Here is a 26,241-nt window from a genome sequence, read left to right on the forward strand (position 1 = left end):
GAAAAGCAACAGTAGCTAGCGGCTTGCCATCGGCAAATAAATATTTTTGATTTCAGCAAAGACTGCCACACCCAACGATGGCGTTGCCCCAACGTTGGTGAAATTGCCACCAACATACAAGTAATTGCGATCAACACTGAGCGAAGTCACGCGGCCATTGGGCTGGCTGGATAAACCATGGAAATCCGTGCCATCAAAGCGCGCAATTGGGCCAGTCGCCACCCCATCAATTGTATTGAAATCGCCGCCAAGATAAACTGCGCCATCATCACGCCCAACTAAGGCATAGATGCCACCATCGGCGCTTGCAAGCTCGTTCAGATTGCCAGCAGCATCAATTTCGTAGAGCTTACCAAGGCTGCTTGCCATCAACAACCGCTGATTCCACAGCAAAAATTGATAATCTGCATCAGGTAATTCTATAAACTTGAGAACTTCCCACGTTTGGTTATTCCACCGGCGAATTTCTAGATAATCGGCGTTCATATCAGGAATAACATTGATTGCATAGAAATGTTGGTTAAAGAAGAAAAGCTGATCAAAAGCATCAAACCAAGCTGGTTGTAGTCGATGCTGCAAACTCGTACCATCGAATTCATAAATTCCAGTGATGGGCAGGGTGGCTTGTGGCTCGGCGAGATAGGTAAACATTTGCGAGCCTGATTGATACCAACCAGACATACTGGGCAGATCAACTGCAATCGGGGTCAATGCAGCGCCATCAAAGCGCCAAACTTTACTGGCTGGCTGAGCTTGAATAAATGCTTGTGGCTCATAGAAAAAGCTGAACAACTGATCATTAACCCGCTGCATCTGCATCCCACCAAATGAATAGGTGCTGGTCGTTGCAAGGGTTTGCCAAATCGTGCCATTCCAACGCCGAATCGAGGAATCGGGGCCAGTTTGTTGTTTATGATTGATAACAATCGGTCGGCCAGCATCACCACTCAGCATGGTTTTATGATCAATCGCAAACAAGGTGGCTAAGCTTCGCGCTTGCGTGCCATTCCAAGCAATAATTTGGCTCGAATTACCATTTAATTGCAATTCACCGCCAAGATACAACGTTGAAGTCGTCGCGGTCAGCGCAGTTAATTTGTTAATCGTAAATGGCAAATTTGGCGCTTGCCATTGATTATTTATCAACTTGAATAATTGATCATTGCTTTGAATATAGATTTCCGAGCCAATGCCAACAAGATTATCGATCGAATGGTTTAGTGGATTGCCAACGCTAATCGCGTTCGTACCATTCAAACGATACAACTGATAGTTATTGCTAGCCTGTCGATAGCCTGCTAAATAAATCGTATTTTGGGTGTCGTACACTTTAAAGTAGGTATTAGCAATGCCTACATCAAATGGCTGCCATTGATTATTAACCAAGCGAGCTAAATGACTTGAAACGTTGCCAACCGCCGTAAAGTTACCGCCTGCAATTAATTCAGTGCCATTCGAAGCAAAACTGTTAACCATCCACTCAAAATCAACGGTTTGCGAAATAACCTCACCATCCCACTGGCCAATCCCATAGGCAGGGCGACCAGCGAAATAGGTAAAATCGCCGCCGACAAACAAAGTATCGTCGAAGCTGGCAAGGGCAGCAGCATAGGTTTCGGTCGGATATTGGGTCAGGTGGCCAGTTAGTCCATTGCCAATTGCTTGAAACTGCGTGCCATCCCAGCGGGCAATATTATTACGAGCTTGTTGCAATTCAGTAAAACTGCCAATCGCAAACAGGCTATTATCAAAACTCAGTACCTTGCGAATTTTGCCATTATCGGTTGGCTGAAGCCCATAACCGTGCCAGTTTGTGCCATCCCAACGCGCCAAGCCATTAACTTCGGTTTGGTTGAGATAATTGAAATCGCCAGCAACATACAAATTATTGTCAGCATCGAGGCTCAACGAATTGATCGAACCAGCCTTGTGAAAACTATTACCCAGCGAGCTATCCCATGTACCTTCAATTGGGCCTAATGGTGCTGGTTGCTGAGCCACAGCACTCAACAACGTGCTCGCCATTAACCCCATTATGATCAAGATTAAGCTCATGAGCGTCCGAAAATGTTTGCTTCCCAACGCGAACTTCCTCCTACTACAACAGATAGAGGTTTTCACTATATGCTAGATAGGGCTTTTTGTGCGCACATTTTACGATTAACCCAGATAGCTAATAAGGATGAAGGATGAAGGATGAAGAGCAGAGAAGTTCTGGCTATAGGCTATGGGCTATTGGCTATTGGGAATACAATCTAGCTAATCTGTGCAATCTGTGGCGAAAAATTCGTGGAATCTGTGGCGAAAAAAAAGCTTCGCGATCTTCGTGGTTTCCATCCTTTGTGGATCAAGGGTTTAACGCAGAGGAAGTATGGCTCTTGGCTATTGGCTGATCATGGCAATTTTTATCCATGCATCCGATAGCCCATAGCCTGAAGCCATCAGCCTCATCCTTCGTGCTCTTCGTGCTCTTCGTGGATCAAAACCCGATCCCCAATATGGTATGATGACTGACGTTATCCGCGATTGAATGCCGCAGGAAGATACATGTCAAGCTCAAACCAAGCCACCCCAATCGAAATCTATCGCCAACGCAGCGCTAGCTATCAAGCAGCATTAACCCAACTCCGCCAACGCTCAGATCGCTTTGCCAATCTGCGTTTGCTCGTATTTGGTGCTGCTCTCTTTGCCTTGATTTTTGGCTTTGCCAACGCCCCATGGTGGTTTGGCGTAGCAGCAGCATTGTTGGTTGGCTTTGTTTGGATTTTGATTCAGCACAATAGCGTTGAAGAACAACGCCAACGGACTGAAGCGCTGTATCAATTAAATCAATTTGGGGTACTACGTTTAGAGCGCGATTGGGCCAATTTGCCCTTGCGTGTGCCAAGCCTAGAAATTCCCGCCGATTCGTATGCCAACGATTTAGATTTGGTTGGCCGCGCATCGTTACTACACTTACTTGGCCATTTGCCCACCGCCTTGGGCTTGGATACCCTACTAACATGGCTTTTGGCTCCTGCACCACCAAACACGATTAACGATCGCCAACAAGCAATTGCCGAGCTAGCGCAAAACGTGCAATTTCGTGAAGAATTACACGTGGCTGCCCATCATGTCAGCGCCGAACGCCAAGATTTTGAGCAATTTTTGCTTTGGACAGAACAGCCAGCGCGTGTGCTGAGCCGCATGTGGGTGGTTTGGCTCGCGCGTTTGTTACCAATCGGGCCAATTGCTGGCTTGGTCGCCTATTTGGCGGGCTGGACGAATGTGCCCTACTGGCTGATTTTATTTATTATCAACATCATCGTGAGCAATGGCTTAGGCTTGTGGGCCAATCAGGTGATCATGGCGGTTAGTGCACGGCGCAAAGGCTTTGCTGGCTTTGGCGCGCTCTTTCGGGCCATCAACGAGCCACAATTTCAAGCAGCATTGTTGCGCCAAGCCCAAAGCCAATTAACCGCCAACAGCGTGCGGGCCGATCAGCAAATGGCCCGTTTAAGTCGCTTGCTTAGCCTCGCTGATCAGCGGTTTAGCTATTTTTATATTGTGCTGCAAGGCTTTAGCCTGTGGAATATTCATATCGGCTGGTTGCTGGAACGCTGGCAACGCGACGTGCGCGGTCAAGCTCGCAACTGGCTCACTACCTTGGGCGAGGTTGAATCCTTGGCGGCACTCGCCACCTTGCAAGCCGACCATCCAAGCTGGACGCAAGCCCACATTCATGCAGCCGATCAGGTTATCGCAACCGGCATGGCCCATCCATTGTTGCGCCCCGATAAAGCTGTCGCCAACGATTTGAGCATCGGGCCAACAGGCACGCTATTTTTGATCACTGGCTCGAATATGGCGGGCAAAAGCACCTTGATGCGCGCCATCGGCCTGAATATTGTGCTAGCCCAAACCGGCAGCGTCGTCTGTGCCAGCAGCTTGCAACTGCCAGTCCTCCGATTAGCCACCAGCATGCGCATCAACGACTCGCTTGAACAAGGCGTTTCGTACTATATGGCCGAATTGTTGAGGCTCAAAATGGTCTTGAATGAGGTTGAGCAAGCGCGGGCTGCTGGCCAAAAAGCCTTATTTCTGTTGGATGAAATTTTGCATGGCACCAACACCCGTGAGCGAACCGTTGCTGCGCGCCATATCATTGCCCGCTTGATTGGTTTGGGCGCGATTGGTGCGGTTTCAACCCACGATTTATCGCTGGCAACCGCTCCTGATATTGCTGCCATCAGCCAGCCGTGGTATCTCACCGAGCACTTTGAGCGGGGCGAGAACGGCCCAACCATGACCTTCGATTATCAATTGCGGGCTGGTTTAGCGCCCAGCACCAACGCACTCAAATTAATGGAAATTGTTGGCTTGGTCGATCAGGATGTGCCGTTGAGTGCCGCCACTAGCGAGTAGGTTCCGCATGCGCCGTTTGTTCGATATTCTGGTAATTTGCATTCTATTGGGCTACGCTTGGCTAGCAACCCGCAGCCAAGGCGGCGCTGATGATCCTGTTTGGCAACGAGCTAAAGCGCGTGGGGTTTTGGTGGTTGGCACCGATTTTGGCTTTTTGCCATTTGCCCAATTGGATGGCCAAAAGCCTATCGGCTACGATGTCGATCTGGTCGAAGAATTGGCGCGCCGCCTCGATTTGCAGGTTGAGTGGCGGCAAATTGGCTACGATGGCTTGTTTCCGGCAATCGATCCGGCCAATCCGAATCAAGTTGATCTGATTGCAGCGGGCATTATTCAGAACCCAGCTGAGGCTTGGCGCGCCCGTTATAGCCAAGCATACCTTGATGGCGGCCAACAATTATTGGTCAGTAATACGAATCCAATCACCCAACAAAGCCAATTAAGCGGCTTGATTGCGGTGCAACTTGGCTCACCAGGCGAGAGCCTTGCCCGCCAATTGTTCAGCCCGCAACGCATCGCCAATAGCCCATATACCGAAATCGCCGCCGCTGATCAGGTGGTGCGTGGCTTTGCTGATGGGGCGATTGTTAGTAATTTGACAGCCCTAGAAACCAATAATCGCCAGCAAACGCGCACGCTTGCTAGCCTCAGCTACGAGCCATTTGTCTTGGCAATGCCAATTACGGCCTACGAATTGCACAATCAAATTAACCGTGAGCTTGGCCAACTCCACGCCGAGGGCTGGATTGCCAAGCTCAATCAAAAATGGTTTCCCTAACGCAAACGCGCCACCAACGTGCTAACCCCGATCACCAAGAAAATGATTAACCCAATATTGAAACCAACTGCAAAAAAAGCCGCCAGAATCGCCCCCAGCGCAAAGGCCCCAGCCCCAGCAATCTGCATCACTAAGCCCCGTTTACGCGTGGCCCAATCGATCACCCGCATAATTGTTTCGCCAATCACAGCACCCATAAAAAAGAAGAGAAACAGCGGGAAAAAGCTACAAATATAGGCTCCAATCCCACCAATGACGAGACTAATCGCCCCAGCCTTAACCGCATCAAGCGGCTCAACTTGGTAAATTGGCGAACGGCGTTCTTTACGACATTCAGGGCAAATAAAGCCAACTGGTGTGCGTTCGCTACATTTCGAGCAAATTGGCCGCGTACATTGAATACAGCGCAAGCCGGTTTCGACCGTTGGGTGACGATAGCAATACAGCGTCTCGCTGGTTGGAGCCAGCAACGGCGTTGCATCGATCGGCGGCACATTCACCGCTGGATGCGGATTGGCCGCGCCACTTTTGAGTGCCGCCAAAGCACCTTGAGCCGCAATATTCTCTGGCTCTAGTTGCAAGGCTTGTTCAAGCAATAAACGGCGCTCGTTGAATGTGCCAACCACCTCGGCCAAGGCAATCAACACATTAACATCATTGGGTGCAAGCCGTAATGCTTTGCGCAATGCATTCCGCGCAGCAGTTTTATCGCCGCGCTGAGCAGCCTCGCGACCAGCGCTTAATAACGTTCCTACATCATCAGTTTGTTCAAGATCAAGCACAAAAATTCCCCTTTCATGGCCTCCACAACCATCCAGCGCACGAGTATCCGCGTAGCATGGCATAGAATGCGCTTATTAGCGTGCATGATACCGTTTTTTTGGTTGTTTGAGGAATATTTCCATGCGAATTGTTGTGATTGGTAGTGGGTTTGGCGGTTTGGGCGCAGCTATTCGGTTACAGGCCAAAGGCCACGAGGTAACAATTGTCGAGAAGCGCGATAAACCAGGCGGGCGGGCCTATGTCTACGAACAAGATGGCTTTAAATTCGACGGCGGGCCAACCGTCATCACCGCGCCATTTATGATTGACGATTTATTTACCTTGGCAGGCCGCAAAACCGAAGATTATGTCACGATGATGCCAGTATCGCCCTTTTACCGCATCTTTTTCCACGATCAAAGCCATTTTGATTATTCCGACGATTTGCCAAGCATGGTGCGCCAAATTCGCGAATGGAATCCAGACGATGTTGATGGTTATTTGGAATTCGTGCGCCGCGCCGAGCAGATTTTCAACAAAGGCTTCACCGAATTAGCCGATCAGCCATTTTTGAAACTCACCGATATGCTCAAAATTGTGCCTGATATGGTCAAACTCGAATCGTATCGCACAGTTTATGGCTTTGTTTCTAAATTTGTGCAAGATGAGCGTTTGCGCCAAGTGCTGAGCTTTCACCCGCTACTCGTTGGCGGCAACCCTTTCCAAACCACCAGTATCTACACCTTGATCAACTTCCTCGAACGCAAATGGGGCGTGTGGTTTGCCAAAGGCGGCACTGGGGCCTTAGTCCTAGCATTAGTCAAATTATTCGAAGATTTGGGCGGTAAAATCGAACTTAATCGCGATGTAGCTGAAATTACCACCTACAACGGCAAAGCCACCGGCGTGCGCCTGCGCGATGGCAGCGAAATCAAAGCTGATGCCGTGGTCTGCAATAGCGAAGTTGCCTGGGCCTACCAAAACCTTTTGCCAAGCAGCATGCGCAAAAAATACACCGACCGCAAATTGGCTCGTATGCGCTATTCAATGTCGCTGGTGGTGATTTATTTTGGCACCGATCGTCAATATCGCGGCCAAGATGGGCCAAAACTCGCCCATCACGACATCATTTTGGGGCCACGCTACCAGCCATTGCTTGATGATATTTTTACTAAAAAACAGCTAGCCGATGATTTCTCGCTCTATTTACACATGCCAACCTTGACCGATCCATCATTGGCACCAGAAGGCTGCGATGCGTTTTATGTGCTCTCGCCAGTACCGCACCTTGGCTCTGGCACCGATTGGCGGCAGGCAGCCAAGCCCTATCGCGACCGGATTATGAACTTTTTAGAAGAGCGCTATTTGCCCAATTTATCTAAGCATATCGTCAGCGAGCATATGATTACGCCCTTGCACTTTGCCGAAACCCTGAATAGCTATCAAGGCAGCGCCTTCTCGGTCGAGCCAATTTTGACCCAATCGGCATGGTTCCGCCCGCACAACCGCTCGGAAGAAATTCCTAATCTCTATTTTGTGGGTGCTGGCACGCACCCAGGCGCAGGCTTGCCCGGCGTGCTATCGAGCGCCAAAATCGTCGAAGATTTAATTGGGGCCTCGTAAACTACGATTCAATTTGTTCCCTCACCCCCAGCCTTTCAAGGGTAGGTTTTTAAGAATTGGCGGTATGGTGCGTTCCCTCACCCCCCAGCCCCCTCTCCCACTGCACGCGGGCGAGGGGGAGCACGCTGGTTTTCATTAATAATTCTGGTGGAACCACAGCATGAACGCCCCTCGCCCACTCAATGCCAGTGAGGGGGAGCCGACCGTTTTTCACCACGATTTCGGCGAAAACCACCAAACCAAAAAGCCCCTCGCCCGCCGCGTGGGCGAGGGGTTGGGGTGAGGGGCTTTTCATAACCAAATTCAGCAGCGATTAACCAGAATAGGTGTGCTATAATCACGGTGTTTAGCCAAATCAAATGAGGCTCCAACCTATGCAATTACTCTACTTAAACTTAAATCAATTAGAAGCCGATCCAACTGGTATTCGCCAAGATCAGGGCGATATTGCCGCGCTCGCAGCGACGATTAGCGAACAAGGTCTGTTGCAACCATTGGGCGTAATTGGCATTGGCGGCGATCGCTATCGGGTGGTCTATGGCGGACGACGCTTGGCAGCAATTACCTCGTTGGGCTACGAACGCGTGCCCTGCATCAAGCTCGATCTGCAAGAATCCGACCGCCTAACCCAGCAATTGGCCGAAAACGTCGCACGCTTGGATCTGAATGATTTAGAAAAAGCTGTGGCCTTCAAACGCCTGCGCGATCAACTTAGCGAAGTTGGTGTAAACGGCGACCTCGATGAGGAAGTTGGCAAGCGGGTTGGCTTGGTTGGCCGCTCAGTGCGCCGCTATTTGAGCCTGCTCGATTTGCCCGAAGAAGTACAAGCTTTGCTGCGCAATGGCGATTTGAATGTAACCCAAGCTCAGCATATTCGGCGCTTGCCCAACGAACGCCGCCAAGTTGAGCTAGCCCGTTATGCCGCCGATGAAGGCATGTCGGCAGCCCAAATTAGTGGCTTGGCAGCCTATTTGACCGCCAATCCAGAGCTTTCGGTAGAAGCAGCACTCGATGCCTTGGAAGGCGGTTTAGAGCTGCGCACCGAACGGATTGGCGAAGTTGAGCAAAGCAGCGGACGCGTAAGCCGTGGCTCGACCGAAAACGTCGGCCTCGACGACAACGATTCAGATATTTGGGATGATGAAGACGATCGCATTCAACAAGAGCACGATCAATTCTTCGCTGTGGTTGAAGAAACCGACGCTAAGAAGAATAAATCACGCGTCTTTCGCATCCGCTCGCTCGACCAGATGGTCGATGAAACCGATCGCATTTCGCGCGCAGTTCACGAAGGCGATTTCGGCAAGTGGCTCGAAAGCGATGAAAATGCACCCTTCAAAGTACGGCTGGTGCTCAAGCAAATCGAAACTCTCAGCAAAGCCCTGCGCAATACCCTGCAAAACCAAGGCTGGAGCGACGAAGAGTAGACTCAAGGATAAAGTATGAATTATGAGGGATGAGGAGCTAGGGATCAGGGGTCAGGAAGGGGAGCAAGGTATTAAAGATAAGGATGAATTGTAAAGGCTATGGGCTGTTGGCTATAGGCTATGGGCCAGTAGAACATCATCACAATAATCTGTGGCATCTGTGGCGAAAAGGGAATTGCTTTTAACGCAGAAGAACCGAAGGATGACAGATAAAGGCTCTAGGCTATGTGTACTGGTATATCACGTTAACCACCACCTGATCCCCTCACCCCAACCCCTCTCCCGTGCGCGGGCGAGGGGCTTTAATCGTGCGGTTCTGTCACGATGTGTGATACACCATGGTCGGCTCCCCCTCGCCCGCGTTCAGTGGGAGCGGGGGTTGGGGGGTGAGGGACCATGATTGCCAATCCAATCAACCATTACAGTTATGGGCCAGTAGAACATCATCACAATAATCTGTGACAATCTGTGGCAAAAAGTGGATTGCTTTTAACGCAGAGGCGCAGAGAACCGAAGGATGAAGGATGAGGGATGAAATCAATAGCCAAAAGCCCAGAGCCTATAGCCCCATCTTCGCGTCCTTCGCGGTTTCCGTAGCCGATCTCTGGCCCCTGGCCCCTAGTCCCTGAACCCTCAGCAAAAAACAAAGGCGGCTGCAAGCAACTTGCAACCGCCTTTGACGATTAGGGATTATGGCTGATCAAGCCAACGCTACTCGAACGCTTCCCAGTGTTCTGGCGACCGCCACAAGCTCGAAAGAATCAGCTCGCGAATCGAGAGAAATTCTTTGGGCATGCGGTCGTAAAGTTTGATGAACAATTCTTCGTGCGAGAGAATTTCCTTATTCCAATCGTCGCGATCAACCGACATCAACTCATGGAATTGTTCTTCGCTGAAATCTAAGCCACTCCAATCCAAATCTTGGTAGCGTGGCATCCAGCCAATTGGGCTTTCGATGGCAACTGCATGGCCGTGAGCACGTTCGACCACCCACTTGAGCACCCGCATATTTTCACCAAAGCCTGGCCACAGGAACTTGCCATTTTTATCCTTGCGGAACCAGTTGACACTGAAGATCCGTGGTGGATTTGGAATGGTGCGGCCAAACTGCAACCAGTGGTTGAAGTAATCGGCCATATGGTAGCCCACGAATGGAAGCATTGCCATTGGGTCGCGACGCACTTCGCCAACTGCCGACATTGCTGCTGCCGTGGTTTCCGAACCCATCGTTGCTGCTTGATACACCCCATATGTCCAGTTGAAGGCTTGGTAAACCAATGGCATCAAGGTGCTACGGCGACCGCCAAAGATAAAGGCTTCAATCGGCACACCTTGGGGATCTTCCCAAGCTGGGTCGATACTTGGGCACTGGCTGGCTGGAGCAGTAAAGCGTGCGTTAGCGTGAGCTGCTTTGCGGCCACAGTCTGGTGTCCATTCTTGGCCCGTCCAGTCGATGGCTTTGGCTGGTGGAGTTTTGGTCATGCCTTCCCACCAAATATCGCCATCAGGCGTGAGCGCTACGTTGGTAAAAATCGTATTTTTGCTCAAGGCAGCCATTGCGTTTGGATTTGTTTCCTCGGATGTGCCAGGTGCTACGCCAAAATAACCGCTTTCTGGATTGATTGCATACAGTTTGCCATCTTTGCCAGGCTTGATCCAAGCAATGTCATCGCCAACCGTGGTTACTTTCCAGCCATCCATAGCCGTTGGTGGAATCAGCATTGCAAAGTTGGTTTTGCCACAAGCGCTTGGGAAAGCAGCAGCCACATAGGTTTTTTCACCAACAGGCGATTCAACCCCAAGCACCAACATATGTTCAGCCAACCAGCCTTCGTCGCGAGCCATATTCGAGGCAATCCGCAGGGCAAAGCACTTCTTGCCAAGCAAAGCATTGCCACCATAGCCGCTACCATACGACCAAATCGAGCGTTCTTCTGGGAAGTGCACGATATATTTTTCTTGTTCGTTGCACGGCCAAGAAACATCAGCTTGGCCTGGTTCGAGTGGTGCACCAACCGAGTGCAAACAAGGAATAAAGTGGCCATTTTCGCCCAGCACAGCATAGACATCGCTGCTCATGCGGGTCATAATCTTCATATTGACCACGACATAGGGCGAGTCGGTCAATTCGACCCCAATGTGGGCGATTGGCGAGCCAAGTGGCCCCATGCTGAATGGCACGACGTACATGGTGCGGCCACGCATTGAGCCATCGAACAAACCGGTCAGCTTTTCCTTCATTTCCTTCGGCTGCATCCAGTTATTGGTTGGGCCTGCATCGCCTTTGCTCAAACTACAAATATAAGTGCGATCTTCGACCCGTGCCACGTCGGAAGGATTAGAGCGAGCCAAAAAGCTATTGGGGCGTTTTTCGGGATTCAATGGAATAAAGGTTCCAGACTCAACCAAGCGCCCACACATCACTGCATATTCTGCGTCAGAACCATCACACCAATACACATCGTCGGGCTTGCACAAAGCAACCATTTCTTCGACCCAACGTTTAAGTTCTTCATTGCGTACATAGGCTGGTGCGTTCATAATACTGATTCCTCCAATGCTTCGCGATGTCGGGTTTTTGTATCCCCTGCACGCCATCGCGAACCTGTCTATAGAATACCAGCCCAGCTTCAAACTTAAGGAAAAACTTCACAACCTAAGACAGAGGGATGACAACAAACGATAAAATTATGAATTATGAGGGATGAAGTATGAAATATCCACGCAGCATGAAAACCGCGAAGATCGCGAAGGTTAAGTTTTTTGGCTACAAGCTAGATTATGTTCCCAAAAGCCTATAGTCCAGAGCCAATAGCCACAACTTCTCTGCGCCTCTGCGTTAAACGATTGATCCACGAAGCGCACGAAGAACGCGAAGACCGTTTTTAGCCACAGATTCCACAGATTGTTTTGATTCTGTTTTTGCTCGTCAGAAACCAGACCTTCATTCCTTGTGACTTTTGACTTCTGACTTCTGATTTTTATCCTTCATCCCTCATACTTCATCCTTAATTTAGGGGGTTGGCAGCGGCATGCCATCCACGGCGAGCCACTGGCGGGTTTCGAGGTTGAATAATAGATGGGTAGTATTAGTGTACAGATCCACGATTGGATACTCAACTGCATAAATTTTGATTGAACCAAGTCGCTCAGGTGTATCATAGGCTGCAAGCCCATCGTTGTAAACCAAAATTCTACCCTGTTGTGGATCGAGAGTCTGTACACCAGCCTGAACAGCGACATTTCTCCTTTCGCTAATCCAACAATTGCTTGGTATAAAATTGCGCCACAGCTCGCAAGAATTAGATAGTTCGTCTGGAAGGATGGTTGATGTGGAAGGGAAAGTAATATCTAGCACATAGGGCGTTGGCGATAGCGCAAGCTCAGTTTCAATACTCATCGCTACTTGAGTATCAAACACAAATTTTTTCGCCAAGGTCGGGCTAGGTACAATAGCGGTAGCGGTATGGACGACAGCTATCTGGCCACTTTGACTTGCTGGTTGCACTGCTGGCTGGGTGTTAGTTCGGCCACAGGCGGCGAAGACTAGCAATAATCCAATACTCAGATTAATCGTTCGCTGAAGGGTAGGCATCAAAAACTCCATACACGCTCTCCATTAACCGTGATAAGGACACGAAGGCTGAAACCGCGAATCGCACGAAGGTCGCGAAGGGCTGTAGGCTCTCTGTTCTTTTTGACTTTTGACTTCTGACTTCTGATTTTCATCCTTAGTTTAGGGCGTTGCGGTTGGAGTAAACGTTGGCGTTAAGCTCGGAAGCACGGTTCCCAGTGGGTCAAGCCACTGGCGGGTTTCGAGGTTGAAACGCAGAACTACGGTGCTGGCATCGGCAACTGTTGCAAAATAAATCTGCGCACCATCCGTATGATGAACATATAGTGCACCTACTGGTTGAGGAGCACTATAGATATCTGTCGCAACATCTTGTGATTGGAGCGTTTGCGTGTGAATTCGCACTAGTGGCAAATCGGGTTGCGGTTTTTTCGTAACAAGCATCAATGAATAGTGATAGGAATTGTGAATAACAATCCAGCAATCACTCACGGTTACCGTCTGACTCGTAGCATCAAAACAGCCTGTTACACGCCCAACAGTCGTTGCAAAATCAGGATGAATATACGGCGTAAGAAGAGTGCCATTCGCCTTTGCTGTTGCGATATCAGCAGAATCAGGGCTGAGGGTGCGGGTTGGGCCGCCAGCAGTAAGAGTTGCATAATAATATTCTGATTCGCGATTCCGGTCGGCCCAATAGGTTGCCTCAGCCGCTGGTTCAAGGGTTGGGCTTTGCGCAAAAGCGGTTGCTTGGGCATGTAAGGTTGCATTGATCGCATCCACGGTTTCGGTTGGATGAATCGTGATCGAGGGAATTGTTAAGGCTCCTTGGCCACTGGGGAGTGCTGACGTAGTTTGCTGATTGTTGGTTTGGTTACAGGCGGCAAGCACCAGCAATAAACCGAGGCTAAAGATGATCGTTCGCTGAAGGGTAGGCATCAAAAGCTCCATACATTCTCTCCATTAACCATGATCTACGAAGGACACACAGGCTGAAACCGCGAAGCACACGAAGGTCGCGAAAGGTTGTAAGCTCTCTGTTCTTTTTGATTTTTGACTTTTGCCTTCCGACTTTTGATTTCATCCTTCATCGCTCATCCCTCATCCTTGATTAGGGAGTTGCGGTTGGGGTGGCAGTGACCGGAATTGGTGTGCCGTTGGGATCGAGCCACTGGCGGGTTTCGAGGTTGAATAAGATGTGGGTTGTATTGGTATACACATCCACGATTGGATACTCAACTGCATAAATTTTGATAGACCCTATGCGAGAAGGCGTATCATATATTGCTCTTCCATCGTTGAAAACGAGAATTCTGCCCTGCTGTTGATCGACGGTTTTTGACCCAGAATGAACACCTAAGTTTCTCCTTTCACTAAACCAACAGCTTCTGGGGATGAAACCGCGAAACGGTTCACAGGAATTAGACAGAACATCTGGGTAGAGGGTTGGTGTGGGAGGAAACGTCACGATTGGACGCGGTGTTGGTGATAAGGAAAGCTCGGTTGCGATACTAATAGCCACTTGGGTATCAAATACAAATTTTTTCGCCAAGGTCGGGCTGGGCACAAGAGCAGTAGCTGTATGCACGACAGCTATCTGGCCGCTTTGACTTGCTGGTTGCACTGCTGGCTGGGTGCTAGTTCGGCCACAGGCGACAAGCACCAGCAATAAACTGAGGCTAAAGATGATCGTTCGCTGATAGTGCATCGACATTTCCCCCATCTCTCTGAAAAAGGCTCTACTCGCTATCATTGCATATGCAACTGAACCCCTACAATGATAAGAAACTGAAAGTTGTCTGAGGTTAGCGATTGTGATCCACCAAGGACACGAAGGACACGAAGCCTGAAACCGCGAAGAGCGCGAAGGACGCAAAGAGCGTTTTTAGCCACAGATTGGCACAGATTCCACGGATTATGTTCCCAAAAGCCAAGAGCCTAGAGCCAATAGCCATCCTTCCTCTGCGCCTCTGCGTTAAACTCTCGATTCACAAATGGCACGAAGGACACGCAGGCTGAAACCGCGAAGATCGCGAAGGACACGAAGAGCGTTTTTCGCCACAGATTCCACAGATTGATTTCCCAATAGCCCAAAGCCTATAGCCCTCTGTGCCTCTGCTCTTCATCCTTCATCCTTAGCTCCGCTCTTCATCCCTCATCCCTCATCCTTCATCCTTCTATTTCGGTGCTATCATAGCAATCGGCTTTGTTTCAGAGGATTTGCCGTGAGTTCAACGATTTTTTCCAACGTGATAACGGTTTTACACGAACCTCAGCGCGAGGTCAATATTGGCTCGACAGTGCGGGCTTTGCTCAACACTGGCTTTCAACGCTTGCGCTTAGTTCAGCCAGTCGCCTACTCAGTCGAACGGCTTGATGACATGGCACATCGTAGTAGCCCGTTGGTTGAGCAAATCGAAACCTATGCCAGCCTTGGCGCGGCCTTAGCTAATATTCCCTATGTGGTGGGGTTTAGTGGCCGCACTCGTGGCGAGCGGCGCGCCGTCAGTTTGCCCGAATTTGCCCCAACCTTAACTGCCTTGGCGGCTAGCGCACCAGTGGCGTTGGTGTTTGGCCGTGAAGATCGCGGGCTAGATAACGCAGCGCTTGAGCAATGCAGTCAATTAATTAGCATTCCGGTTGATCCAAGCTATCCATCATTGAACCTGGCCGATGCTGTGCTGTTGGCGTTGTATACGCTGCGCGGCTTGGCAAGCTCCGCCGAAGCCCTACCCACGGTTGAATTAGCTGATCAGGCGGCCCACGATCTCGTGCTCAATTTGCTTGATCAATTGTTGAGCCAGCTTAAATTCTCGCGAACTGCTGGCCAACAAGCGAGTGCCGTGCGTACAGTGCGCGATTTGCTGGCTCGGGCAACCCCAAGCCCTAGCGAAATTGCGCTGGTTACCGCCATGTGCCGCAAAATGCTGGCAGCCCTGAAGCATAATCAATGATGAGCTGAACGCGGACGAGGGTCGTTTGATTCTGAGGTTTCTTGCAAAAAGCCGACAATTGCTCTACACTCATTCGGCACGACGACTGCAATGAGGCACGCTGGTTATGATCGATACAGACGCTCCAAACACGGCAATTCTCGCAATTTTGCAAAATGATAATGCTGTGGCTCAAGCCCAGGAGCTGCGGGCGTTTGGCGCAACCTGGCAAAGCCAAAACGCTGATCCCCAAATGCTAACCAAACTTGGCATTGAGGCTGCTACCCAAGCTCAGCTTGATGCCAGTGCAGTGGTCACCGATCTGCTGCTTGGCTATGCTGCCGCCCGCGAGGAACAGCGCACCCGCCATTGGCAAAACCACTTGATGCGCCGCGTGCAGCAGCTCGATGGCTTGCATCGAATTATTAGCGCCGCCAACTCAACCCTCGATATTGATGCCTCGCTACAAACCGTTGTCGATACTGTCAGCGATGTGATGCGAGTCGATGTTTGTTCGATTTATCTCTTCGATCAGCATCGGCGCATGCTGCGTTTGGTCGCGACCCGTGGGCTGAATCCCAAGGCAATTGGCACGGTTGAGGTTGAAATTGGGGTTGGCGTAACTGGTTGGGCTGGCGAATTGGGCAAGCCGGTGGCGATTTTCGATGTGCGCAACGAGCCGCGCTACCAGCTTGAGCCATTGCTCGAAGAATGGCATTTTCGTTCGCTGCTGGCAGTTCCGGTAATTTTATTTGCCAGCGAGCGCCATCATATCGAAACCTTGCAAGGCGTGATCACGGTGCAAAATCGCGATCCGCATGAGTTTTCGCAAGAGCAAACCTCGTATCTCGAAGTCGTGGCGGGCGAAATTGCGCTCTCAATTGCCAATGCGCAAATGTATCAACAAACCGATGCGCGTTTGCATCAAAAAATTCGCGAATTAACTACCTTGCAACGCGTAACGGCGGCGCTAGCCTCAACCTTGGATGTTGATAATTTGCTGCATTTGATTGTTGAGCAAGCTGTCAAAATCGCCGATGTTGATCGCACAGATATTTTTCAAGTTCGACCGAATAACAAGGTTAAAATGTTGGCCTCGTATGGCCCAGGCCGCACCTCTGGCGTAGAAGATATGATTGTGCAAGTAATTCGTGAGCATCGGGCGATTGCTGTACCAAATGCCTACACCGACGAACGCTGGTCGGGCGTGCAAGCGATTGCCTATCGCGAGGGCTTTCACTCGTTGTTTGCGCTGCCAATGCGCACTGGCAATCGGATCATTGGGGCCTTGTGCTTTTACAGTTATGCGCCGCGTCACATCGAATACGAACAAGTGCAGTTGCTCACCACGTTTGCCGATGAAGGCGCAATTGCGATCGAAAATGCCCGCTTGTATGAAGAAACCCAGCGTAATCTGACGATCAAATCGACCTTGTTGCAAGAAATTCATCACCGCGTGCGCAACAATTTGCAAACAATCTCAGCCTTGTTGCAAATGCAAGCTCGGCGTTTGAATGGTGAAACCGAGGGTCGGCAGGCGCTTGATGATAGTGTGCGCCGCATCCATGCGATTGCTGCTGTGCACAATTTGCTCAGCCACGATGGCGAAGGCCAAACCACCGTCCAAGATATTGCCAAGCAAATTGCCGAAAATATTCAGATGAGCCTGCCAACGGAAACGCCGGTCGAATTTTTAATCACTGGCGATTCGGTCTTGGTCAATGCCCGAGCTGCGACAGTGCTGGCCATCGTGATCAACGAATTGGTGCACAATGCACTTGATCATGGCCTCAGCGCCGAGGGCGGCATTATCGGCATCGATGGCTGGCTGGAAGCTGAACACGCGTGGGTGCAAGTGCGCGACGATGGCCCAACCAGGCCAGAGCCAGTTAAACGCCGCGTCAGCACTGGGCTGGGGCTTGGCATTATCGAAACCTTGGTCAACACCGACCTTGGTGGCAGCTTTGAGTTCAAACGCGAAACCGAATGGACCCGTGCACTAATTAAATTCAGCCCCGATGATTTAGATGATTGAGCCAGCATGACCCAACTATCGCTCATTTGTACCGTCAAAAACGAAGCCGCTAACATTGCCGATTTGCTCGATTCGATGTTGGCTCAAAGCCGCCAGCCCGATGAAATTGTGGTCAATGATTGTGGCTCAACTGATGCCACCGCTGCAATTGTGCAAAGCTACATCGATCGCGGTGCGCCAATTCGGCTGGTACATGGCGGGTTTAATATCTCTTCTGGCCGCAATAATGCGATTTTGCATGCCCACGGCCAGTTCATCGCCTCTACCGATGCGGGCTTGGCGCTTGATCGCAAATGGCTCGAACGGATTGTCGCACCGCTCGAAGCTGATCAGGCTGATTTGGTGGCGGGCTTTTATCAAGCAGCGCCGCGCAGCGATCTCGAAACAGCGATTGGCGCAACCAATTATCCGCTGGCCGAGGAAGTTGATCCCAGTCGATTTTTGGCTGCTGGCCAATCGGTGGCATTTCGCAAGTTAGTTTGGGAAACGGTTGGCGGCTATCCCGAATGGCTTGATCATTGCGAAGATTTGGTTTTTGATCAAGCGGCAACTGCGGCGGGTTTCCGCAGCACAGCGGTGCTTGATGCAGTCGTGCATTTTCAGCCCCGCTCAAGTTTTCGCGCCCTCTTTCGCCAATATTTCTTCTATGCGCGCGGCGATGGCGTTGCCAACCTCTGGCCGTTGCGCCATGTAATTCGCTATGTAACCTACCTTTGCTTGGTGCTGTTGCTCCGTAACCTATCACAACGCCCGTGGCTTGGCGCTTTGTTGGGCCTCGGCCTTGCTGGCTACACACGCAAACCCTATCGGCGCTTGTGGCATGCAACCAAAGGCTGGTCATTCGCCCGTCGAATCAAAACTCTCAGTTTACCGCCAATGATTCGCGTGGTTGGCGATGTGGCCAAAATGGTTGGCTATCCAATTGGCTGGCTGGTGCGACTGCGCAAATCCACACGATTGATTCGTTAAACCCACCAAATGGCTGATTGACAAGCCTTAAGCACCTTTGCTAGCATCAGATTCTCTGGATTTTAGAAGATATAGGAGTGATGTGATGCGTTATCGTCGAGGGTTGGCTTGGTTATTATTGGGCTTGGTTGGCTGTAGTAGTGCCACCAGCCCGACCAGCCAACCACAATCAAGCGCAATTCCTGCCGCAACCAGTGCCCCAACGGTTGCCGCTACCCTGCAAGCAAGCCCAGAAGTAAGCAGCCAATTATTGCCGCAGCCGTTGTATGCGCTTTCGTCGCAGCCGAATGGCGTGCAGATTATCCGCCTCGAAACTGATGGCAAGACCCTTACGCCAATTACCAACGAGCAAAATGGGGTCTTTGATTATCAGATCAGCAACCTTGGCCAAATTGCCTACATCGCCAACAACGATTTGATTTTGGTTGATGCACTAGGCCAAAATCGTGAGATCTTGGTCGATGGGCCAACCATCGATCCCCAAGCAGATACGAATGTGTTTCATCGTGATCAGCTCAATACGCCGCGCTGGTCGCCCGATGGCAGTTCGATTGCCTTTAGCTGGGGCGGTTTGCAAGTGCTCAGTCTGATTGACCGTAAGCAAACGATGCTTCAACCGCACACCAGCAACGCAGATGCAGCCCTGGCCGATATTTACAATTATTCAGTGTTGTATGGGCCAAATAGTTGGTCGCCTGATGGCAGCAAAATTTTGGCGGCGGCAGGGTTTGTGCCCGAGGGTGGCAATTTAGTCTTGTTTGATTTGGCTACATCTGTGCCCCTAACGATTACCATCAATGGCAATTATCCATGTTGTCATGTGAGCTGGGAGCCAGATGGCAGCGCAATCAACATCACGAATGAAACATTTGGCATGTTTCCAACTGGTTGGTGGCATATCAATCCTAGCACTGGCGAGGCCAAAGCAATGATCGATGGCGATAATGTTGCGCCATTTGAGCCAGTTTCAAGCGTCTTTATGCAGCCCGATGGCAGCCATTTAGCCTTTGTCGGCACGGTCGATAGCAATGATGCGATGGAAATTTCGGCTCCACTAACTCTCAGCCAAATTGGCTTGGATGGCAGCATCACGCCCTTGCGTCAAGATAGCCAAACCGTTGGCAGCGTTTTGTGGTCGCCTGATGGCAGCGGCGCAGTGATCGTCCCATCAATCATGGCCGAAACTCAATTGCAATGGATTCCCAGCAATGGCAATGCAATTGCCGATTTGGAATTAAGCGGAGCCAATATGCAATGGGCAATTGCGCTCGATCAATAGTTGAATATCCCCTTACCCCAGCCCCTCGCCCGCCGCGTGGGCAAGGGGCTTTAATCCTCTGGTTCTACCGCTCTGGGTGGTGAAACACGGGTGCTCCCCCTCGCCCGCGTTCAGTGGGCGAGGGGGCTGGGGGGTGAGGGAACAATACTAATCATCCTCACGGCGCTCGTTTGGGTTTGGCTCATCGAGTGGCAGTGGAGCTACTTGCAGCCCATCGCGATCAACATACAGCGGCGGCGTTGGCATAACGCCATTTTCAAAGGCAGGGGTTGGTGCAACCGGCGGCACAACCGCAGCGTCGGATGCTTGTTCGCCAACATAGGTACGCTCAAATTCATCAGCATCTTTAAATAATTGGTCGCTCATACAAACTCCTAACACAAATATCATCGCCCTACGCCGTAGGCTATAGCAGAAAATGCACCACGCCAGCATTTTTCGGCTATACTACCAAGTACCTATGATTGAGCTTCGCCAAAGGAGGCTCCAAATGTACCGGCAACGGAATTCTGGCTGTATAAGTAGTTTGTTTTTTCTGCTCATCGGAGCACTTGGAATTATGGTTGTGCTTTCGATTACTGGCCTTTTTGACCCAATTGGCATGTGGTTCAGCAAACCACAAACCGTCAACAATGCCCAAGGCCCAGCGATTGTGCAGCAATTACGTGCTCGTAATGAGTGGATCACCTTTTCATATCAGGCCGATCAAGTGATTGAGGCCCGCAACGAAGGCAACTTCTTCCAAGAGTTGCTGTATGGCGACCGAATTTTGCTGCAAGCACGCGGTGAGATTGGGCTTGGCATTGATATGAGCGAATTGCGCGATGATCAAATTGTGATCGACGGCAAATCGATTAAAATTACCTTGCCACCAACCCGCATCATCTACTCGCGCTTGGATAACCAAGCCACGCGGGTCTATGATCGTGAACAGGGTTGGCTCAGTCGGGGCGATATTAATTTAGAAAGTAATGCCCGTAGTTTCGCAGAACAAGCAATTATCCAAAGTGCTTGCGAAAGCGGCGTACTTGATCGCGCTGCAATCGAAGCGCAAAAAAATGTCAGCGATTTATTGTATTCGCTCGACTACACCAATGTGACAGTGAATGTAAGCAAAGTTGGCGATTGCGCTGGCAGCGCCAATCAAACGGCTCCCCAACAGCCAAATGTGATGGAGCCAACCGCGCCAGCCAGTGTCCCGACCAATAGCACCGCCCAACCAAGCGTTGCGCCCCAACCAAACGTTGCGCCAACGCCAACCAGCAGCGGCGGTAGTCTTTCCGGAACTGCTGTTCCAATTAACCCTTAAAGTGATTAACACTAGAATTTGATGGAGCTATGTTAGAACTTACTTTTGATGCTGATGCACGGGCTTTATATGCCTATTTTACCGATATTAACGAAGGCGATGATGCTAGCCAACTGGAAATTCCAGGGGTCTTTTTATTAGATGCCGCTGGGCAGATCGTTGGCGTGCAGTTGCAATTGGCTTCAGCACCGAAAAAAAGCTTTTTGCAATATGCCCAAGGCTTCGAAGAGCTGTACTACAACGAAGAAAATCGCCAATTAACCCTGAGTTTTGGCCAGCACGAAGTCGCTGCCAGCGAGGAACTGCCCTACGAGGCGATTGTTGACCTCGATCGCAAAGGCCGCGCCTTGGGCATCGAAATCCAAGCCATGATTGAGTTTGGCATGAACGATCGGCTTGAAGCGCTCAACCCTTGGTTGGTTGCTTTCGATGAAGATGGCGATGCTGAGTTCGACGACGATGATGAAGCTGACGACGAGCAAGCTGAAGTCAAACTTGCATCGCAGCCCGAGGTTGAGATTGAGGTTGATGACGAGGATGAAGATGGGCCTGTCGTTCACCAACTGCCAGTCAAACTCAACCCAAATTTGCCCAAGCCATTGTTGCCAACCGATCATGAAGTCCACAGTGGCTTCGTGGCCTTAGTCGGCAAGCCCAATGTCGGCAAATCGACCTTGTTGAATGCCTACCTTGGCCAAAAGGTCTCGATTGTTTCGCCAAAACCCCAAACCACGCGCGTGCCAGTGCGCGGCATTCTCAACGGCCCCGATGCCCAAATTATTTTCGTCGATACGCCTGGGATTCATAAGCCACGGCATAAACTTGGCAATTTTATGGTCGATGTCGCCAAAAAGGCCGTGCCAAACGCCGATGTAATCTGCTTTATGGTCGATATTACTGTGCCACCCAACCGCATGGATCGCGAAATTGCCCAAATGGTTTTGCTCTCGCGCAAGCCGCATATTTTGGTGCTCAACAAAGTCGATGCCACCGACGAGGCCGATAAGCATTTGCAAGAATATCGCGACCTCGCGCCATGGGAAATGGAAGTTGCAGTTTCAGCCCGCGATAAGCTTGGCATGGAAACTTTGCTCGCAGAAATCGTCAAGCGTTTGCCAGTCGGCCATCGCCTGTACCCAGAAGATCAACTTTCCGATGTTTCCGAGCGCACCTTGGTCGCCGAGATGATTCGCGAAAAGGTTATGCTCAACACCGAGGAAGAAATTCCGCACTCGGTCGCGGTCGAAGTTGAAGAATGGGAAGATCGCGGCAAGGTGATTTACATTCGAGCCAATATCTCGGTCGAAAAAGATTCGCAAAAAGGCATCATCATTGGGGCTGGTGGCTCGATGTTGCGCAAAATCGGCGCAACGTCACGCTTTGAAATCGAGCGCTCAATTGGCCGCCAAATCTATCTCGACCTCTGGATCAAGGTGCGCGAAAATTGGCGACAAAAGCCCAATGAGCTGCGCTGGCTTGGCTATGACGTAAAGTACTATAGGGATTAACCCCAATAGGCTAACCCTTTATGGACAAATGGCAGGGGATAGGCATCCCCTGCCATAGTGATTTTATGCCATACTACAGTGTGTGGTATTTTTTTTGTAATCCATGAGGCGGCCTATGCACGATGTTGAGCGAATCCGTCAGAAAGTTATCAACTTACAAGCCCGCCGCGCCCAAGAGAACGACCAAGATCTGATCGAAGCCCTCGATCAAATGATTGGCCAACATCAACAGCAACTTAGCCAAATCGCCCAACAAGCCGCCGCCGTTGCCGAAACGCCAGCCCCCGCTGCTAACCAAGGCCAAGTTTATGGTTCCAGCGTTATGACCAATCTTGGTCACGTTTGGATCAATCAGGTCTTTAATGCACCGCTGAGCACTGGTGAACGCACCGATCAATTAATTTTGCACTATTTGGCCCATATTCAAGGCAACGCCGATCGCTTGGTGCTGGGAACCGATGTGCAGGATAGCGATCAGGAACGTATGTCGTTGCAACGGGTTTTTACCATGCTGCAAGCAGATTTTTATGGGCCGATTGCTGGCGATGCTTTGTTGCAATCGTTGCTTTTGGGTAGCCCGCAGCCACGCCCGCAACTGCAAGATTCGATTCTCAAGGCGCTGAATCAAATTCAGCACCAAAAAGCTGTGATTTTGGGTGTGCCTGGTGGCGGCAAAACCACCGTAGTTTCGTATTTGGCCTCAGCCCAAGCGGCGGCCCTGCTCGACCCTGCCAAAGCTGAGTTTTTGCATAGCCAAGGTTGGATGCATACCAAACTTGTGCCTGTGCGCGTGCGGCTCAAGCATGTGCAACCGCCAGCCAATCCAGAGCAACAAACCGCCGACGCATTTTGGGAAGTCGTGACCGAGCTGCAATTGGCTGGACGATTTGGCCAACGTTCGATCAACAGCGATGTTGGCTTTCAGCGCGTCGAGGTCGAGCGCCAACAACGCCTGCAAGATGCAATTGAGGAATTGTTGATCAATGGCAATGGCTTGTTGCTGCTCGATGGCTTAGATGAAGTACAGCCCGAACATCTGGCCGCTGTCAAGCGCTGCATTGAGCATGCCCAGCGTATGTTTCACAAAAGCCGAATTATTGTTACCTGTCGAGTTTTTGATTATGAACACCCGCTGCCGCCGCCGTTTCCCTCGCGCCAGCTCTACGATTGGCCAACGATTCAATTGATGCCATTTGATCTGACGGCGCAACACGTGTATATCACCAATTACTATAGCGAATTGGGCCGTTTGCATGCCTCGCACGCCGATATTGTGAGCATTCGCAAAAAACACGCCAAATTGCACGCCGAATTGATGAAATCGGGAATGTTGCACGAATTGACGCGCACACCCTTGCTACTGGCGCTGACCGTCCATGTCAATATGGTGCATACCGATTTACCAGAGAGCGAAGGCAAATTATTGCACATTTGTATCGACGAATTGCTCAAACGCCGCGCCCCTGAAGCAATCGCCGTTTCGCTCGAAGATCTCTACGATTTGGTGGCCTTGCTTGGCTATTATGCCCATAGCCAAGAGGAGATTCAGGGGAAAGCGCTACTGAGCTTGCAACAAATTAACACCGTCGTACAGCGCTATTACAGCGATCGCTTTCCACACCCAAATCAAATTCATATGCTCGCGCAGGCGGTAGGCAACGCAACCCTGCGCCTGATCAATAGCAATGGCTTGTTGCAAGAGGCCAGCAACAATCAACAAGACAATCCGCATTATGATTTTGCCCATCGCTTGTTTCAGCAATTTTTGGCTGGCATGTATTTGCTCAATCAAGAGCGCCACGATGAATGTATCGAACGCTCTGGGAGTGAGCATTGGCGGGTTTGCCTGCATTACATGGCCAATTTTGCGCCCTACATTCAAAAGCAAAGCTTCATTTTTGGAGTCATTCAAGATTTACTTGGCGGCATGCCCGATGAACAGGTGCAAGGCTCGCATTTGCTGTTGGCAATTGGCAAGGCCAAAGTTGCAAGCGCTGGGCGGCGCAATCTCTGGCAGCAAGCGATTAATCATCTCAAAAATATTGGCGGCCTGAGCGGCAGCAGTCGTGGCGTGCGCCGTTGGGCTCCACCACGAATTGCCTTCCCGACGCGCATGCGTGCGGCATTGGTGTTGGGCGCAATTGGCGATACGCGCTTTATCGGCGAAGATGGTGCATTGATTGCGCTCAGCGAGCGGGTTGTCTGCATCAATCCAGGTAGTGTGGAGATTGATGATCCGCATGCGCGGCCCCAAACCTATAGCGTTGAGCGCTTTTGGATGAGCCGCTATTTGTTGACCAACCTTGAATATAGCCAATTCATCGCGGCGCGTGGCTACTTGGATGATCAATGGTGGCAACACGACGATGCCCGCCATTGGCGACGCGGCGACCCTTCGTGGTTGCATGGCTTGCCGCCATGGGCTGCACCGCGGCGCTTGCCTGATTTATGGCATAACGAACGCTTTAATCACCCAAACCAGCCAATCGTGGGGATTAATTGGTACGAAGCGAATGCCTTTTGTGCTTGGCTGACCCAACAACTGCGGCCACAACTTGATGCACTTGGCCACAACTTGGTGGTACGCTTGCCAAGCGAGGCCGAATGGCAACTAGCAGCCAGCCAACACAGCAACCGCGAATATCCATGGGGCGATGAATGGCGCAACGATCATGCCAACACCAGCGAAAGCGATCTTGAGCAACCAACACCGGTTGGAATGTTTCCCTATGGCACGTGGAGCGATGGCCCGATGGATTTGGCGGGCAACGTTTGCGAATGGACAAATAGCGTCAATCGCGACCCTGAGCTTGATCCACAAACGACGCGCAATCGCCGCTTGCAACATCGCGATTTGGTGGTGGCAGTGCGTGGTGGCTCGTGGTTTCATAATCGCTATTTTGCCCGTTGCCGCTCGCGGCTGCATCATCGCCCATTTAGCCATGGCCCCAACATTGGCGTGCGCTTAATTATTGGCCATGCGGAAAAAGGAGCTTAATTATGCAACTTTCGATGTTAGAGCAAATGAGCACCCAAAGCTTATATGATTTACGCGAACAGCACCGCAAAAACTTGAATATTTTGGCTCAGCAGGCAGGGCAATGGGGCGCTGGCAGCGTTCCCACTGAAACCCAAGCCCAAATTAGCCAAACCCAAGCCATGCTCGAACAAATTAATCTGGTGTTGGGCCAACGTGGCCATACCAACCAAAGCGATCCAGCGCGCGGAGCCTCGTTGCAGTCTGTGCTTGAACATTATCGCCAGCAAGCGCCAGTGCAGAATACCGGCACAGTTAATCTCAATAACAGTTCGGTGTATGGTGGAATTACGGGGTTTAATAATGGCACGATTACGGTCAATCAGCAAACAGGCCAAACAAGTTCAAGCCTACACCAAGCAGCCCAGATGATTCAGCACCTATTGCCCATGGCGCGCAGCCAACGCAGCCCGTTTCGCCATGCACTGAGCGATGCAGAATTAACAATTGGCGATGCGCTGAGTGCACAACGCAACGGCAACGATCCGCAATCATTAATTCAGCAAGCCCGCGCTGATTTACAAGCCTTTGGCGAGTATCCAGAGATTCAGCAAGTATTGGGGTTGTTGCGGTAGTAGGGATCGGGGGGCAGGGATCGGGGAT

At 50.8% G+C, this 26,241-nt stretch carries 19 protein-coding genes; 12 read left to right on the forward strand and 7 right to left on the reverse strand.

What is annotated here, in order from left to right; translation table 11 throughout:
* Positions 1-15 precede the first annotated feature (15 nt).
* The gene (locus tag C5S61_RS17160) at positions 16-2,025 is read right to left on the reverse strand and encodes a hypothetical protein (RefSeq protein WP_124033452.1); all 2,010 of its coding nucleotides are present in this window, start codon (positions 2,023-2,025) and stop codon (positions 16-18) included.
* Positions 2,026-2,547: 522 nt separating this feature from the next.
* On the opposite strand from C5S61_RS17160, the gene C5S61_RS17170 reads away from it, so the two are divergent.
* On the forward strand, positions 2,548-4,404 hold the full coding sequence (locus tag C5S61_RS17170; protein ID WP_110516813.1) for a MutS-related protein: 1,857 nt from the start codon (positions 2,548-2,550) through the stop codon (positions 4,402-4,404).
* A gap of 7 nt (positions 4,405-4,411) precedes the next feature.
* Positions 4,412-5,182, forward strand: coding sequence for an ABC transporter substrate-binding protein (locus tag C5S61_RS17175; protein ID WP_110516815.1), 771 nt, complete (start codon positions 4,412-4,414; stop codon positions 5,180-5,182).
* On the opposite strand, the gene C5S61_RS17180 is transcribed toward C5S61_RS17175, so the two are convergent.
* On the reverse strand, positions 5,179-5,964 hold the full coding sequence (locus C5S61_RS17180) for a tetratricopeptide repeat protein (RefSeq protein ID WP_110516817.1): 786 nt from the start codon (positions 5,962-5,964) through the stop codon (positions 5,179-5,181). The two genes, C5S61_RS17175 and C5S61_RS17180, sit on opposite strands and share 4 nt — an antisense overlap.
* A 121-nt stretch (positions 5,965-6,085) precedes the next feature.
* Between C5S61_RS17180 and C5S61_RS17185 the strand changes: the two genes are divergently transcribed.
* Both C5S61_RS17185 and C5S61_RS17195 read left to right on the forward strand, forming a co-directional pair.
* Entirely contained in the window at positions 6,086-7,567 is a 1,482-nt protein-coding gene (locus tag C5S61_RS17185) for a phytoene desaturase (RefSeq protein ID WP_205701422.1), read from the forward strand.
* Positions 7,568-7,941: 374 nt separating this feature from the next.
* Complete coding sequence (locus tag C5S61_RS17195) at positions 7,942-8,994, forward strand: ParB/RepB/Spo0J family partition protein (protein WP_110516821.1); 1,053 nt, start codon at positions 7,942-7,944, stop codon at positions 8,992-8,994.
* A gap of 711 nt (positions 8,995-9,705) precedes the next feature.
* On the opposite strand, the gene C5S61_RS17200 is transcribed toward C5S61_RS17195, so the two are convergent.
* The 4 genes from C5S61_RS17200 to C5S61_RS26635 all read right to left on the reverse strand — a co-directional run bounded on the left by C5S61_RS17200 (position 9,706) and on the right by C5S61_RS26635 (position 14,276).
* Entirely contained in the window at positions 9,706-11,535 is a 1,830-nt protein-coding gene (locus C5S61_RS17200) for a phosphoenolpyruvate carboxykinase (GTP) (RefSeq protein WP_110516822.1), read from the reverse strand.
* A gap of 472 nt (positions 11,536-12,007) precedes the next feature.
* Positions 12,008-12,601, reverse strand: a complete 594-nt coding sequence (locus C5S61_RS17205; protein WP_110516824.1) for a hypothetical protein — start codon at positions 12,599-12,601, stop codon at positions 12,008-12,010.
* A 129-nt stretch (positions 12,602-12,730) separates the two neighbouring features.
* Positions 12,731-13,507, reverse strand: a complete 777-nt coding sequence (locus C5S61_RS17210; protein WP_124033453.1) for a hypothetical protein — start codon at positions 13,505-13,507, stop codon at positions 12,731-12,733.
* Between the two features lie 172 nt (positions 13,508-13,679).
* On the reverse strand, positions 13,680-14,276 hold the full coding sequence (locus C5S61_RS26635) for a hypothetical protein (protein ID WP_124033454.1): 597 nt from the start codon (positions 14,274-14,276) through the stop codon (positions 13,680-13,682).
* Between the two features lie 517 nt (positions 14,277-14,793).
* On the opposite strand from C5S61_RS26635, the gene C5S61_RS17215 reads away from it, so the two are divergent.
* The 4 genes from C5S61_RS17215 (at position 14,794) to C5S61_RS17230 (ending at position 19,784) form a co-directional block, all read left to right on the forward strand.
* Positions 14,794-15,522 carry an RNA methyltransferase gene (locus C5S61_RS17215; protein ID WP_164689580.1) on the forward strand — a complete coding sequence of 243 codons (729 nt, stop codon included), beginning with the start codon at positions 14,794-14,796 and terminating at the stop codon, positions 15,520-15,522.
* 106 nt (positions 15,523-15,628) lie between these two features.
* Positions 15,629-17,536: a GAF domain-containing protein gene (locus C5S61_RS17220; RefSeq protein ID WP_110516831.1), complete on the forward strand. Its 1,908-nt coding sequence runs from the start codon at positions 15,629-15,631 to the stop codon at positions 17,534-17,536.
* Positions 17,537-17,542: 6 nt separating this feature from the next.
* Positions 17,543-18,505 carry a glycosyltransferase gene (locus C5S61_RS17225; RefSeq protein ID WP_110516833.1) on the forward strand — a complete coding sequence of 321 codons (963 nt, stop codon included), beginning with the start codon at positions 17,543-17,545 and terminating at the stop codon, positions 18,503-18,505.
* Between the two features lie 85 nt (positions 18,506-18,590).
* Positions 18,591-19,784: a PD40 domain-containing protein gene (locus C5S61_RS17230; RefSeq protein WP_110516835.1), complete on the forward strand. Its 1,194-nt coding sequence runs from the start codon at positions 18,591-18,593 to the stop codon at positions 19,782-19,784.
* Positions 19,785-19,931: 147 nt separating this feature from the next.
* Here C5S61_RS17230 and C5S61_RS17235 read toward each other — a convergent pair whose 3' ends face one another.
* Positions 19,932-20,150, reverse strand: coding sequence for a hypothetical protein (locus C5S61_RS17235; protein WP_110516837.1), 219 nt, complete (start codon positions 20,148-20,150; stop codon positions 19,932-19,934).
* A 124-nt stretch (positions 20,151-20,274) separates the two neighbouring features.
* Between C5S61_RS17235 and C5S61_RS17240 the strand changes: the two genes are divergently transcribed.
* The 4 genes from C5S61_RS17240 (at position 20,275) to C5S61_RS17255 (ending at position 26,213) form a co-directional block, all read left to right on the forward strand.
* The gene (locus C5S61_RS17240; protein WP_164689582.1) at positions 20,275-21,093 is read left to right on the forward strand and encodes a DUF4230 domain-containing protein; all 819 of its coding nucleotides are present in this window, start codon (positions 20,275-20,277) and stop codon (positions 21,091-21,093) included.
* A gap of 29 nt (positions 21,094-21,122) precedes the next feature.
* Positions 21,123-22,601, forward strand: a complete 1,479-nt coding sequence (era, locus tag C5S61_RS17245; RefSeq protein ID WP_110516841.1) for a GTPase Era — start codon at positions 21,123-21,125, stop codon at positions 22,599-22,601.
* A gap of 115 nt (positions 22,602-22,716) precedes the next feature.
* Positions 22,717-25,599, forward strand: a complete 2,883-nt coding sequence (locus C5S61_RS17250; protein ID WP_164689583.1) for an SUMF1/EgtB/PvdO family nonheme iron enzyme — start codon at positions 22,717-22,719, stop codon at positions 25,597-25,599.
* Positions 25,600-25,601: 2 nt separating this feature from the next.
* Complete coding sequence (locus C5S61_RS17255; RefSeq protein ID WP_110516846.1) at positions 25,602-26,213, forward strand: hypothetical protein; 612 nt, start codon at positions 25,602-25,604, stop codon at positions 26,211-26,213.
* Positions 26,214-26,241: the final 28 nt, after the last annotated feature.

It is taken from the genome of Herpetosiphon llansteffanensis, assembly GCF_003205875.1.
Classification (GTDB): Bacteria; Chloroflexota; Chloroflexia; order Chloroflexales; family Herpetosiphonaceae; genus Herpetosiphon; species Herpetosiphon llansteffanensis.

Excerpts from the sequence above, each read along its gene's own strand:
- C5S61_RS17160 (WP_124033452.1), bottom strand. The coding sequence starts at position 2,025 with ATGGCGAGCACGTTGTTGAGTGCTGTGGCTCAGCAACCAGCACCATTA.
- C5S61_RS17170 (WP_110516813.1), top strand. The coding sequence starts at position 2,548 with ATGTCAAGCTCAAACCAAGCCACCCCAATCGAAATCTATCGCCAACGC.
- C5S61_RS17175 (WP_110516815.1), top strand. The coding sequence starts at position 4,412 with ATGCGCCGTTTGTTCGATATTCTGGTAATTTGCATTCTATTGGGCTAC.
- C5S61_RS17185 (WP_205701422.1), top strand. The coding sequence starts at position 6,086 with ATGCGAATTGTTGTGATTGGTAGTGGGTTTGGCGGTTTGGGCGCAGCT.
- C5S61_RS17195 (WP_110516821.1), top strand. The coding sequence starts at position 7,942 with ATGCAATTACTCTACTTAAACTTAAATCAATTAGAAGCCGATCCAACT.
- C5S61_RS17200 (WP_110516822.1), bottom strand. The coding sequence starts at position 11,535 with ATGAACGCACCAGCCTATGTACGCAATGAAGAACTTAAACGTTGGGTC.
- C5S61_RS17205 (WP_110516824.1), bottom strand. The coding sequence starts at position 12,601 with ATGGAGTTTTTGATGCCTACCCTTCAGCGAACGATTAATCTGAGTATT.
- C5S61_RS17210 (WP_124033453.1), bottom strand. The coding sequence starts at position 13,507 with ATGCCTACCCTTCAGCGAACGATCATCTTTAGCCTCGGTTTATTGCTG.
- C5S61_RS26635 (WP_124033454.1), bottom strand. The coding sequence starts at position 14,276 with ATGCACTATCAGCGAACGATCATCTTTAGCCTCAGTTTATTGCTGGTG.
- C5S61_RS17220 (WP_110516831.1), top strand. The coding sequence starts at position 15,629 with ATGATCGATACAGACGCTCCAAACACGGCAATTCTCGCAATTTTGCAA.
- C5S61_RS17225 (WP_110516833.1), top strand. The coding sequence starts at position 17,543 with ATGACCCAACTATCGCTCATTTGTACCGTCAAAAACGAAGCCGCTAAC.
- C5S61_RS17230 (WP_110516835.1), top strand. The coding sequence starts at position 18,591 with ATGCGTTATCGTCGAGGGTTGGCTTGGTTATTATTGGGCTTGGTTGGC.
- C5S61_RS17235 (WP_110516837.1), bottom strand. The coding sequence starts at position 20,150 with ATGAGCGACCAATTATTTAAAGATGCTGATGAATTTGAGCGTACCTAT.
- C5S61_RS17240 (WP_164689582.1), top strand. The coding sequence starts at position 20,275 with ATGTACCGGCAACGGAATTCTGGCTGTATAAGTAGTTTGTTTTTTCTG.
- era (WP_110516841.1), top strand. The coding sequence starts at position 21,123 with ATGTTAGAACTTACTTTTGATGCTGATGCACGGGCTTTATATGCCTAT.
- C5S61_RS17250 (WP_164689583.1), top strand. The coding sequence starts at position 22,717 with ATGCACGATGTTGAGCGAATCCGTCAGAAAGTTATCAACTTACAAGCC.
- C5S61_RS17255 (WP_110516846.1), top strand. The coding sequence starts at position 25,602 with ATGCAACTTTCGATGTTAGAGCAAATGAGCACCCAAAGCTTATATGAT.